The sequence below is a fragment of the Microbacterium sp. F01 genome (assembly GCF_056156365.1).
Genome location: NZ_CM149592.1, coordinates 2,412,398 through 2,424,525, shown reverse-complemented (window position 1 = coordinate 2,424,525; position 12,128 = coordinate 2,412,398). Strand labels below are relative to the sequence as shown.

At 68.6% G+C, this 12,128-nt stretch carries 11 protein-coding genes and 1 other RNA gene; 5 read left to right on the top strand and 7 right to left on the bottom strand.

Annotated features, from left to right (window positions below; genetic code table 11):
- Positions 1-31: 31 nt before the first annotated feature.
- The 4 genes from ACVN90_RS11115 to smpB all read left to right on the top strand — a co-directional run bounded on the left by ACVN90_RS11115 (position 32) and on the right by smpB (position 3,521).
- Positions 32-814 carry an alpha/beta fold hydrolase gene (locus tag ACVN90_RS11115; RefSeq protein WP_475098325.1) on the top strand — a complete coding sequence of 261 codons (783 nt, stop codon included), beginning with the start codon at positions 32-34 and terminating at the stop codon, positions 812-814.
- A 95-nt stretch (positions 815-909) separates the two neighbouring features.
- Positions 910-2,040, top strand: coding sequence for a cell division ATP-binding protein FtsE (gene ftsE / locus ACVN90_RS11110; protein ID WP_475098324.1), 1,131 nt, complete (start codon positions 910-912; stop codon positions 2,038-2,040).
- Entirely contained in the window at positions 2,037-2,951 is a 915-nt protein-coding gene (ftsX, locus tag ACVN90_RS11105; protein ID WP_475098323.1) for a permease-like cell division protein FtsX, read from the top strand. The genes ftsE and ftsX overlap by 4 nt, the downstream gene beginning before the upstream one ends.
- A 93-nt stretch (positions 2,952-3,044) precedes the next feature.
- Complete coding sequence (smpB, locus tag ACVN90_RS11100; protein ID WP_475098322.1) at positions 3,045-3,521, top strand: SsrA-binding protein SmpB; 477 nt, start codon at positions 3,045-3,047, stop codon at positions 3,519-3,521.
- A gap of 13 nt (positions 3,522-3,534) precedes the next feature.
- Here the strand turns inward: smpB and ACVN90_RS11095 are convergent, their stop codons facing one another.
- The 4 genes from ACVN90_RS11095 to ACVN90_RS11080 all read right to left on the bottom strand — a co-directional run bounded on the left by ACVN90_RS11095 (position 3,535) and on the right by ACVN90_RS11080 (position 7,958).
- Positions 3,535-5,004, bottom strand: a complete 1,470-nt coding sequence (locus ACVN90_RS11095; RefSeq protein WP_475098321.1) for an MFS transporter — start codon at positions 5,002-5,004, stop codon at positions 3,535-3,537.
- 77 nt (positions 5,005-5,081) lie between these two features.
- Positions 5,082-6,446 carry a M20/M25/M40 family metallo-hydrolase gene (locus tag ACVN90_RS11090; RefSeq protein WP_475098320.1) on the bottom strand — a complete coding sequence of 455 codons (1,365 nt, stop codon included), beginning with the start codon at positions 6,444-6,446 and terminating at the stop codon, positions 5,082-5,084.
- On the bottom strand, positions 6,443-7,117 hold the full coding sequence (locus ACVN90_RS11085; RefSeq protein WP_475098319.1) for an SIMPL domain-containing protein: 675 nt from the start codon (positions 7,115-7,117) through the stop codon (positions 6,443-6,445). Before ACVN90_RS11085 ends, ACVN90_RS11090 begins: the two co-directional genes overlap by 4 nt.
- Before the next feature lie 28 nt (positions 7,118-7,145).
- Positions 7,146-7,958 carry a siderophore-interacting protein gene (locus ACVN90_RS11080; RefSeq protein WP_475098318.1) on the bottom strand — a complete coding sequence of 271 codons (813 nt, stop codon included), beginning with the start codon at positions 7,956-7,958 and terminating at the stop codon, positions 7,146-7,148.
- A 169-nt stretch (positions 7,959-8,127) separates the two neighbouring features.
- Here ACVN90_RS11080 and ssrA point away from each other — a divergent pair.
- Positions 8,128-8,498, top strand: a transfer-messenger RNA (tmRNA) gene (gene ssrA, locus ACVN90_RS11075).
- 77 nt (positions 8,499-8,575) lie between these two features.
- Here ssrA and ACVN90_RS11070 read toward each other — a convergent pair.
- From ACVN90_RS11070 to ACVN90_RS11060, 3 genes are read right to left on the bottom strand one after another with little or no spacing between them, the layout of a single operon-like run.
- Entirely contained in the window at positions 8,576-10,267 is a 1,692-nt protein-coding gene (locus ACVN90_RS11070) for a glycoside hydrolase family 13 protein (protein WP_475098317.1), read from the bottom strand.
- Between the two features lie 59 nt (positions 10,268-10,326).
- A complete protein-coding gene (locus ACVN90_RS11065) occupies positions 10,327-11,211 on the bottom strand; it encodes a carbohydrate ABC transporter permease (protein ID WP_475102102.1) in 885 nt (294 codons plus the stop codon).
- 32 nt (positions 11,212-11,243) lie between these two features.
- Positions 11,244-12,113 (bottom strand): carbohydrate ABC transporter permease, encoded by an 870-nt coding sequence (locus ACVN90_RS11060; RefSeq protein ID WP_475102101.1) that lies wholly within the window; start codon positions 12,111-12,113, stop codon positions 11,244-11,246.
- Positions 12,114-12,128 lie beyond the last annotated feature (15 nt).

Sequence of the window (12,128 nt, the reverse complement as noted above, 5' to 3'; positions counted from 1 at the left end):
GCCGATGATCGGACCGCGTTAGGATCGCGGGATGGTCGAGGTCGTAGGCGATTCCGGTCCCGCGGTTCTGCTGCTCCCGGGCGGCGCCGAGGCGGTGGACGGCTTCTTCCCCGGTCTCGTGGAGGGTCTTCTCGCCGATCCCGGATGCCGCATCATCCTCTTCGACAGGCCCGGAAACGGCGCGTCGAAGGAGACCGGTGGACTCGGCGCGTCCACTGCCGCGCTCCACGCCGCGATCGAGGAAGCCGGTGCGGGCCCCGTCGTCGCGATCGGACAGAGCCTGGGCGGTGCGGTCGCGCTCATGCTCGCCGCCGAGTATCCCGACGACATCGCCGGCTTGGTGCTGCTCGATCCCACGCCGATCACTGACGAGAAGCTTGCCGCGACGGTCGCCAGGAGTGCACGGGTGACGGTGGCGCTGTTTCGCGTGCCGGTGGTTCGCGACATCCTTCGCCGCTCCCTGCGCCGCGGCGCCGAAAGAACAGCCGACCGCCACCGGATGGACCCCGATGCACGCGCGGCGATGCTCAAGATGACGGCGCTCGATGCGCCCCAGCTCGGTCGCGCCGTCGCCGGTCTGGAGGACGCGGCGCGCGAACTCGATCTGGCCGCCATCCCGCGGGTCCCTGCCGTGGTGGTGACCGCCGACCGCAAGCCGAGCAACCGGATCCAGCGCGCTCATGCGCGGCTCGCCACCGCGATCGACGCTCCCCTCGTGAGCTGGCCCGCCGCCGAGCACGCCGTGCACGTCACGCATCCTGAAGAGGTCCTCGACCAGAGCCGCAAGGTCGTACGCCGGGTGGCCGCGCCCTGATCGCCCGCATCGCGCCGCGCACCCGGCGAACCGATGCGCAAACGTTGAGTGTCGCTGGACCGACGCCCGGGGCCTCCGCATAGGCTCGTTAGGCCATGATCCGGTTCGAGAACGTCACGAAGCGCTTTCGCGGCACTTCCAAACCCGCCCTGAGCGATGTCGATTTCGAGGTGCTGCGCGGGGAGTTCGTCTTCCTCGTCGGCGCGTCGGGATCCGGCAAGTCCTCCTGCCTGCGCCTGATCCTCCGCGAGGAGACGCCGTCCGAAGGGCGAGTCGTCGTCCTCGGCCGCGACCTGCGCACGCTGTCGAACCGCAAGGTGCCGTATTTCCGTCGGCACGTCGGCGCGGTGTTCCAGGACTTCCGGCTGCTGCCGACGAAGACCGTGTTCCAGAACGTCGCGTTCACGCTGCAGGTCATCGGGTCGTCGCGCGGATTCATCCAGCAGGCGGTCCCTGAGGTGCTCGCCCTCGTCGGCCTCGCCGGCAAGGAGAAGAGATTCCCGCACGAGCTGTCGGGCGGTGAGCAGCAGCGCGTCGCGATCGCCCGCGCGCTCGTGAACCGGCCCCAGATCCTGCTCGCCGATGAGCCGACCGGAAACCTCGACCCCGCGACATCCATCGACATCATGCAGCTGCTCGCGCGCATCAATGCCGGCGGCACCACCGTGGTGATGGCCACGCACGAGGCCGGCTTCGTCGACCAGATGCAGCGTCGCGTCATCGAGCTGCGCCACGGCGAGATCATCCGCGACGAGCGACACGGCGGCTACGGCGATCGGTCGAGCCTGCCGAGCCTGGCGCCCGAGCCGGAGCGTGGTGCCGCCGCGGTCGCCGCCCTCACCGCCGTGCTCGAGGTGCAGCGCGAGGCCGCCATCGCGGCCGCCGCGGGCCTCGACCCGACAGCCGTGGAGGACGACGACGAACTCGTCGGCGTGGAGACGGATGCCGCGTCCCCTTCCGCCGGTGTCGCCGCTGCTGCGGCCGCTGCGGCGGCGGCGGTCGCCGTCACCGCCGCGGAAGCACAGCAGGCGGAGGGGCTCGCACAGGCGCTCGAGGAGCCCGTCGCCGAAGTCGCACCAGAGGCATCCGTTCCTGCGAAGCCGGCGCACACGCAGCCGATTCCGCTCGTCGATGCCGTCGAGCTGCAGGTCGAGGAACTCGGTCTCGCAGATCGCCTCGGGCTGGATGACGCGAATCGCGACGACGAAGTGGGGCCCACCTCATGAGGTTCGGACTCATCATGTCGGAGGCCTTCACCGGCCTCCGGCGCAACGTCTCGATGGTCGTGTCGGTGGTGCTCGTCACGTTCGTGTCGCTCACGTTCGTCGGCGCCGCGATCTTGATGCAGATGCAGATCGGCACGATGCGCGACTTCTGGGTCGAGCGTGCGCAGGTCGCCGTGTACATGTGCACGAGCATCTCGACGCCGGCGACGTGCTCGAACGGTGAGGCGTCGCCGGAGCAGGTCGAGGAGGTGCGCGCCAAGCTCGAAGGCAGTGCGCTCGCGCCGCTCATCCGGGATCTGACGTTCCTCGACCATCAGGCAGCCTACGACGAGCTTCTGCAGATCGCCGGCGAGGAGAACGCGAGCGTGATCACGCCTGAGCAGGTGAACGAGACGTTCCGCATCACTTTGGTCGACCCCGAGCAGTCCGACGTCATCATCGAGGCGTTCAGCGGCCTGCAGGGGGTCGAGCTGGTCAAAGACCAGATGCAGTACCTCGACCCGCTGTTCTCGGCGCTCACGATCGCCACGTACATCGCCGTCGGGATCGCGGTGCTGATGCTCATCGCCGCGGTGCTGCTGATCGCGACCACGATCCGTCTCTCGGCCTTCGCGCGAAGGCGGGAGCTCGGGATCATGCGCCTGGTCGGGGCATCAAACCGGTTCATCCAGACGCCGTTCATCCTGGAGGGCGTGATCGCGGCGCTGCTCGGATCGATCCTCGCCAGCGCGGCCGTGATCGCGGGCGTGCACTTCGGCGTCAACAACTATCTGCGCAACCGGGTCGACTTCGTCACCACCTGGGTCGGCATGGCCGATGCGTGGATCGTGGTGCCCGTCCTGATCCTCGTCGGGGTGGTCCTCGCTGCCCTGTCGGCGAGCTTCGCGATCCGGAGATGGCTGCGCGCGTGATGGTCGGCCCCGCCGCAGGGGTAGACTGACAGGCTGCCGTCCGCCCCTTCACAGGCTCAGGGGCCAGCAGGTCGGCATCAGCGAGGAGACATCATGCCCAGGGAACGCGGGGAGAAGGTCGTGGCGACCAATCGTCGCGCGCGCCACGAGTACGCGATCGAGAAGACGTACGAGGCCGGCCTCGTGCTGACCGGCACCGAGGTGAAGTCGCTGCGCGAAGGCCGCGCGAATCTCTCGGACGGCTACGCGTACATCGACAACGGCGAGGCGTACCTCGACGCGGTGCACATCCCGGAGTACTCGCAGGGCCACTGGACGAACCACTCGTCGAAGCGCACGCGCAAGCTGCTCCTCCACAAGGAGGAGATCGTCAAGCTCTCGCACGCCATCTCGGCGGGCGGCTACACGCTGATCCCGCTGAAGCTCTACTTCTCGGACGGTCGCGCCAAGGTCGAGATCGCCGTCGCGAAGGGCAAGCGCGAGTTCGAGAAGCGTCAGACGATCCGCGAGCGCGAAGACGAGCGCGAAGCCGAGCGTGCGATGCGGTCCCGCAACCGCCTCGGCGAGTAGTCCGCAGGGAGTCTCAGATCGAGGCAGGTGCCGCGGCGTCATGCTCGGCACGGTCGCTGAACGCCGTCTTCGGGACGAAGAACAGCAGCACCGCGGCGGCGAGCGCCGTCACACCGCACACCACCCACACGGTGACGTAGCCCGAGAACGATCCCGCCGTGCCCTCCGCTGCGGCGCCCGTCGCCCCGTGCAGCAGCGCGATGCCGAAGACGCACGACGCGATCGCGCCGCCGACGGTCTTCACGGAGTTCGTGAGGCCGGTGGCGACACCCGTCTGGGTGGGAGGAGCGGCGGATGCTGCCGCCGCGGGCAGTGCCGCGACCAGTGCTCCGGAGCCCAGGCCGACGACCACCATGTTCACGATGATCTGCGTGTACGTGTCGTGGAACGGCAGGAACATGAGGAATCCGATGCCGACGAGCGTCGCCGCGCCGATGAGCGTGAGTCGCGGTGCCGTGAGTCGCGCGATCAGCGGGAACAGCAGGGCGCCCGTGATCATCGCGATGAGGTAGACGCCGATGATGAGCGAGGTCTGGAAGCCGGTCGTACCCAGACCGTAGCCGTACACCGACGGGTCGGTGCGGGCGAAGGTCGACAGCGGCGCCTGCGCGCCGAGCACGCTCACGCCGAACAGGCCTGCGGTGAGGAAGACCGGGCCGAGGGCGGGCGAGCGGAACATGCGCACGTCGATGAGGGGGTCGTCGTGGCGGAGCTCCCACAGCACGAACGGCACGACGAGCAGCACGCCGAGCAGGGTGACGAGCCAGGCGGTCAGGTCGACGGGTCCGTTCAGTCGCAGGAGGCTCAGGCCGCCGGTGAAGGCGACGAGCGCGAGCGAGATGAGCACGAGGCCGACATTGTCGAGGCGACCGCCGGTGGGATCGGGCGACTCCTTCACGCCGAAGAGGATGACGAAGAAGCACGCGACCACGAGCAGCGCCGGCACGAGCAGCACGATCCACAGCGGCAGGCTGTCGATCAGCATGCCGCCGACGAGCGCGCCGGCGATGGCTCCGGTCTCGAGCGCCGCCACGAGGAAGCCGGCCGCGCGCGCGGTGATCGTCGCCCTGCCTTCCATGCGCCGTGACCGCGACCAGATGAGGGCGATCTCGAGCGGCAGCCACACCACGTAGAAGCCCTGGATCGCCCACGCCGCCAGGAAGATCCCGAACGAGTCGGTGAACGGCAGGACGAGCGATGCCGCAGCGGTGATCGCGGTCGAGATCACCAGCATCCGCTTGTGCCCGACCATGTCGCCGAGTTTCGCGAACGCCGGGACGACGAGCGCCGACAGCATGAGCTGCGTGCCCTCGAGCCAGTTGACGTCGGCGTCGTGCACGCCCAGGTGGCGGGCGATGTCGGTGAGCATGGGCGTGTAGAAGCCCTGGATCACACCGCTCGTGAACTCGACGAACGCGAGGAAGCCGACGACTCCCGCGAGCGCGCCGATCGTGACGCGTGAGGACACGGCGCTGCGCGTCATCGGTGCTCCTTCGCTCGGGCCCCAGACCCGGTCACTGCTTCGCCCCGCCGCTGAGCATGCTCAAGGTCGGCCGCGAATCACTCTAAGCGCTGCAGCAGGGTGCGATGGAACAGCTCGCCCCTCTCGAGCTCCGCGATCTCGACACGCTCGTCGACGCCGTGGATCGACGCGCGCTGCGCCTTGCTCATCGCGAGCGGTGCGAAACGGTAGACCGCAGGCGAGAAGCGGTGGAAGTGCCGCGAGTCGGTGGCCGCCATCATCACGTAGGGCACGGTCGCCGCGTCGGGATGCGACGCCTTCACGGCGTCGGCGATGGCGGCGAACTGCGCGTTCTCGGTCGACGATTCCGGCGACGGCCCGTCGCCCTCGAGCACCTCCATCTTCACGTGCCGGTCGGCGACCCGTTTGCGGACGCGCGTCACGGTGCTCTCGACCGACTCGCCCAGCGCGATGCGCAGGTTGAGGGTCGCCGACGCCTGCGAGGGCAGGACGTTCGCGGCCGTGCCACCGGACTGCATGGTGGCCGCGACGGTCGTGCGAACGAGCGCCGCCGGTTCGCCGCCCATCAGCGTGAAGACGCGCGCGGTGAGCCACGGCGCCGACGAGAGCAGACGATACAGAGCGCGAGGTATGCCGTCGGCCCGCGTCGCGAACAGCTCGAGCATGCGCGTGACCGCTGCCGGTGTGCGAGCGCGGAAGGCCTCGGGCGACAGCCGCTCGACCGCGCGCGCGATGCGCCGGACGGCGGTACGCGCCGGGGGAGCCGACGCGTGCCCTCCCGCGCCACGAGCGCTGAGGCGGAGCGTCAGCACGCCCTTCTCGCCGACGCCGACCATCGCCGCGCTTCCGCGGACGAAGGGGAGTGGCGCGTCGACGACCGCGCCGCCTTCGTCGAGCACGAGCCACGGCTCGACGCCGCGCTCCTTGAGCGTCTCGGCGATGATGCGCGCCGCTCCGCCGAAGGTCTCCTCGTCGCCGCCGAACGACAGGTACACGTCGCGGGCGGGTGTGAAGCCCGTCGCGAGGAGGTTCTCGACGGCGTCCATCACCACGACGAGCGGTCCCTTGTCGTCGAGCGCACCGCGGCCGTACACCCAGCCGCCCTCGATGCGCCCCTCGAACGGCGGGTGGGTCCACGCGTCGCTCTCGTCGACGGGCACGACATCGAAATGCGCCATCAGCACCGTGGGCTGCGCGGCTTCGCGCCCACGCCACCGGTACAGGATCCCCAGCTCGCCGATGCGCTCGCGTTCGAGGCGCGCGTGGACGAGAGGGTAGAGCTCGACCAGAAGGTCGGCGAAGGCATCGAACGGACCCTGCCCGCGCTCGGCGCGCTCGGCCGAGACGGTGGGCAGCTGAATCATGCGGGAGAGCCGCTCGGCGATGCCGTCGCGGGCAGAGGGGAGGGAGGCCGCGCCCGCGGCCGTGACCGGACCACTCATCGGGCGGCGAACCGGGCCTCGACGGCGGCCGAGATCACGATGTCCTCCGGCTGCAGCTGCACAGCGGGGCCGCCGCCGGAGTCCGAGGCGAACGATGCCTTCGCCATCAGCATGCGCGGGGCAGGCGCCATCTCGGGGACGCTCGGCTGAGTCAGCAACCCCACGTCGGCGAGCTCGACGGCGGTGACGTGCGCCAGGCCCAGCGCGCCGGCGTAGGCGGTCGCGCGGGCGACGGCCACCCCGACGGCCTGGGTCGCGACGTCCCGCTCCACGGAAGCTTTCGTCTCGGGGGTGAGCTTCCACTCGATCCAGCCCAGCTGTACACCCTCGCGCTCGGCGATCTCACCCGCCCACCACGACAGCACCGCGAAGTCGGTGAACGTGACCGAGAAGTCGACCGTGGCGTAATGCACGGGCGCGAGACGCTTGCCCTCGTTGTTCCACGGGCGCTCCGACCACACCGACACGCGCTGGCTCGTCCACTCGGTGACGGTGCCCGCCGACTTCCGCGAGGCGAGGTCGGCGCGTACCGGCTCGGTGAGCGCCGCCATGCGCTCGACGACGGCGCCGCGCTCGGGTCCTTCTGCCCGGATAGTCAGGTGCGCGATCGCCCGCTCAGGGGCGATGCGGGTCTCGTGCTCCCCGCGGACGGTGATGACGACGTCGCTCATGCTCAGACCCTAACCCGTCACCCGTGCGTCAATCCGGGAAGATCTGCCCGACCGGGAGACGCTTCTCGGCCTGGAACGCATCCTCGGTGCGTCCGTACGCCCAGTACGCCGACAGCGACAGGTCGGCCCGCGTGACGCCGCGCGCGAGCAGCAGCGGTCGAAGGGCCTTCATCGCGCCGCGCTCACCGTGCGCGAACACCTGCACGCGGCCGGCCGGCCAGGCCGCAGCATCCACCGTCGACACGAGTCGCGCCCCGGGAGCGTCGTGGTCCTCGTCGACCCACTGCACGACCGCGCCCGACGGCACTTCCACACGGTGCGCCGCGGAGCGCGTCTCGATGATCGTCGTGACCGGAGTCCTCGCGGGCAGCGCCTCGAGCGCGGACCAGATCGCCGGGATCGCCGACTCGTCGCCGATCAGCACGTGGTGGTCCGCGGTGAGGTCGGGAGAGTATCCGGCTCCGGGCGACGACAAGGTGAGCCGATCGCCGGGCTTGGCGTTCGCGGCCCAGGGGCCCGCGACACCCGTGTCGCCGTGCACCACGAAGTCGATGTCGATCGTGCCCGCGGCCGCGTCCACTCGCCGGATCGTATAGGTGCGGATCGTCGGCAGTTCGTCGAACGGGAGCGTCTCGCGGAGCGTCGCGAGGTCGTACGGCGGCTCGAGCGTGCTGCCGGCCGGCGGGAAGTAAAGCTTGGCGTACTTGTCGGTCTCGGGTCGGTCGGCGAAGTCGGCGAACTCGTCGCCCGCCAGCGTCACCCGCACGAGGTCGGGCGAGAGCCACGTGCTCCCGGTCACGAACAGGGTGGTCTGCGGGCGCGCGGCACGAGGTGAGGTCACCCTTACATGCTAGGCAACGGATGCTGCGCCCCGGCCGTGCCCGCCGGGAATGGCGGGGACGCGGCATCCGTTGTATCCTGATGTGCTCGGATGCTTCGGCGGCCGAGTCTTGGCAACTCCACAGTGTGACAGCGGCCCTTCGCGAGAAGGACACCTCGAGAGAGGCCACGGGGATGATCGGTTTCGACATCGCCTGTGAATCTGCGAGAAGCGGGCCGAGGATGCAGGGTTATCTCGTGAACGCTCCCTGCAAACCAATAACTGCCGAAAAGAAGCAGTCCGACTTCGCCCTCGCTGCCTGAGCAGCGAGCCCGAGTCCGTCAATCCGTGACTGATCCCGTCACGGGTATTGGCGTCATCTAGGGATCTTGCTGCGTGACGTCGCCTGAGCGTCACGCGGGACTCTTTTCAGGATGGGCTCGTCGACTTAGGTGTCTGTGACAAAGGTCGGAGCCGATGAGAACGCTCGCACAGACTGCGCCCGGAGAATCCGCAGTATCCCAGCGATGGACGGGGGTTCGATTCCCCCCATCTCCACAGCCGTTGTCACCACGTGGAAGCCCCGGTCCCCGCGAGAAATCGCGAGGACCGGGGCTTTTTCCGTTATGGCCGCGTCGTCAGGCCTTGGCGATCCATACCGTGGTCTCGCCGTGCAGGATGCGCTGGTCGACCGGTCCGCTCGACAGCGACACCTGCGAGCCAGCCGGCAGATCGAACGGCTCTGTCCCGAAGTTCGTGATCACGGTCCACCCACTCGGGCGCCGGAACGCCAGCACGTCGTCGCGGCCGGTGTCGATCCACTCCAGCGATTCGCCCGTCTGCAGCTCGTGCCGCAGCGCCAGCGCCTGGCGGTAGAGCGACAGCGTCGACGCGGGGTCGCCCTCCGCCGCCGACACCGCGTACTCGGCGAACCACGCGGGCTGCGGCAGATGCGCGCCGCCGTCACCGAAGCCGAACGAAGATCCCGAGTCCGACCACGGCAGGGGAACGCGGCATCCGTCCCGTCCGATGTCCTCACCGGGGCTGCGGAAGAAGGTCGGGTCCTGGCGCTCGGCGTCGGGGATCACCGCCACTTCGTGCAGGCCCAGCTCCTCGCCCTGGTAGACGTACGCCGAGCCCGGCAGCCCCAGTACGAAGAGCGTCGCAGCCCGCGCGCGGCGGAGTCCGCGCGCCACATCGAGCTCTGGCTCGGTGCCGCCCGACAGCAGCCACTCGTTGCCGTGCTTGCGCGTCGGTCGTCCCCTCTCGTCGCGCTCGGCGTCGGGCAGGCCGTAGCGCGTGGCGTGGCGTACCACGTCATGGTTCGACAGCACCCAGGTCGTGGACGAGCCTGACTTCTCGGCGAGCGCGAGGTTCGCGCCGACGATGCGGCGGAATTGCGCAGCGTCGAAGTCTGCCTCGAGCAGGTCGAAGTTGAAGGCCTGCCCCAGGCTCTCGGCGCGCGCGTACAGCGGGATGCGCGACGGCTCGACCCACGCTTCGGCGACGGCCGTGCGCGGCGGGTCGTACGAGTCGAACACCTCGCGCCACTCCGCGTACACCTCGTGCACGTCGTCGCGGTCGATCATCGGGTGGTTCCCATCACTGGGCATGGCGTCGAGCTCGGCCTGCGAGGGGAGGGGGTCGACGAAGTCCTTCGTGAGCATGTGCGCGACGTCGATGCGGAAGCCGTCGACGCCTCGGTCCGACCAGAAGCGCAGCGTCTTGACGAAGTCTCCGCGCACCTCGGGGTTCGACCAGTCGAGGTCCGGCTGCTCCACCGCGAAGTTGTGGAAGTACCACTGCCCGTCGGCCACGCGCTCCCAGGCCGATCCGCCGAACACCGACACCCAGTCCGCGGGCGGCTCCGAGCCGTCCGGTCCGGTGCCGTCGCGGAAGATGTACCGCGCACGAGCCGCTGAGCCGCGGCCGGCCGCCAGCGCCTCCTGGAACCACCCGTGCTGATCCGACGTATGGTTGGGCACGATGTCGACGACCACCTTGATGCCCGCGCCGTGCAGCGCCGTGAGCATCTCGTCGAAGTCGTCGAGCGTACCGAGCCGCGGGTCGACGTCACGGTAGTCCGCCACGTCATAGCCGCCGTCGGCCAGCTCCGACGGATAGAAGGGGCTCAGCCATACCGCGTCGATCCCAAGCTCTTTCAGGTACGGCACACGCGAGGTGACGCCTCGGATGTCGCCGATGCCGTCGCCGTCGGCGTCCGCGAAGCTTCGCGGGTACACCTGGTACACGACGGCCTGACGCCACCATTCGGGCGTCTCGAGGTCATTCAGCTTTGCGGTCAGGGGTGCGGAATGCACAGTCGTCACGGGGACGGGTTTCCTTTCTGAGTGGGTTTGTTCTCGGTGGGGGACGGGATGCCGCGGCCTCAGCCCTTCACGGCTCCCTGGGTGACGCCTGCCACGACCCATCGCTGGGTGAAGAGGTAGACGATGATGGCCGGTGCCATCGCCATGAGGTATGAGGCGAACGACACGTTGTAGTTGTTGCTGAACTGCGTCTGGAAGATGTTCTGCACCACCGGCAGCGTCTGCAGCGCGGGGTCGGAGATGATCAGCGACGGCATCATGAAGTCGTTCCACGAGGCCAGGAAGGCGAAGATCCCGACCGTCGCGCTCATCGGTGCAAGCAGCGGGAAGATGAGCCGCCAGAAGGTCTGGTTGGTGCTGGCGCCGTCGATCCGCGCGCTCTCTTCGAGCTCGTGCGGGATCGAGCGGAGAAAAGCCGTGAAGAGCAGGATGCTGAAGCTCAGCTGGAACATGATCTTCAGGATGATCACACCACCCGGGTTGTCGAGTCCGGTCAAGCCCGTCAGCTGGATCTGCGGCAGTGCCACGACCGGGAACGGCAGGAACAGCGCCGCGAGCAGGTAGTAGAACGAGTAGCGGAAGAGCTTGCGGTCCCAGTTGCGCGAGATCGCGAAGGCGGCGAGCGCCGCCAGCACGATCGTGCCGGCCACCGTGAAGACAGTGATCAGCAGCGAGACCGTGAACGCCCGCGGGAAGTTCGTCAGCTCCCACGCGGCGACGAATCCCTCGATGCTCCACGGCGTCGGCCAGGTGAAGGCGTTGCCGTCGACCGCCTGTGACTGCGTCTTGAATGCCATCGTGACCGTGACGTAGAGCGGCACCAGCACGGTGAGCGTGCAGAGGGCGAGCAGGATGGTGCCCGGCCAGTTGACGCGCTCCATGGCGAAGCGCGAGCGGGCGGGTTGGCGGCCGTCGTCGCCGGCGAGCACGCGCTCGGCGGTCATGTCCTCGACAGCGAGGGCGGGCTGCGTAGCCATCAGAACACGTTCCTTCCGCGAGTGAGTCGGAGTTGGAGAAGGGCGAGGGTCAGCGTGATGACGAAGAAGATCGTCGCGTTCGCCATCTGGTAGGCGTAGTCGCCGCCCGAGAAGCCGGTGAAGATCGTCATGGCGATGCTGCGCGTCGCGGTTCCAGGCCCGCCGTTGGTCAGGCCGACGATGATGTCGTAGGCGTTGAGGTAGTCCTTGAAGCCGATGATCACGTTGATCACGACGTAGCCCGCGACGAGCGGCAGCGTGATGCGCAGCAGTTGCTGCAGCTTGCCGGCGCCGTCGATGTCGGCCGCCTCATACACCTCACCGGGAATCGACAGGAGTCCGGCGATGTAGATGAGGAGGGTTCCGGGGATCGCCTGCCACGCCGTGACCATCGCGATCGCGACCCACGCCAGGTCAGGGTTGGCGAGGATGCTCTCGCTCAGCCACCCGACGCCCCACAGCTGCCCCAGCGCCGGTACGGAGTTGGAGAACAGGAAGTTGAAGACGTAGGCGATGATGATGCCCGAGATCACCATGGGGATCACGAAGATCGTTCGCAGCCCTGTCTTCAGGCGCACCCGGGACACCAGTCCCACCGCGAGCAGGAATGCGAGGATGTTCACCACGATCACCACGACGAAGGCGAGCCAGAAGGTGAACAGATAGCTCTGCAGGATCGCGGGGTCGGTGAAGACGGCGATGTAGTTGATCAGCCCGACGAACTCCCAGTCTCCGAAGCCGATGGAGTTGGTGAAGCTGAAGAAGATGCCGATGATCGCGGGGATCGTGATCGCCAGCGTGAACAGGATCAGCGCGGGCAGAAGGAAGAGGTAGTAGACCCCCTCCACCTTCCGGCGCGTGCGCGGCATCGTCGCCGCACCGGC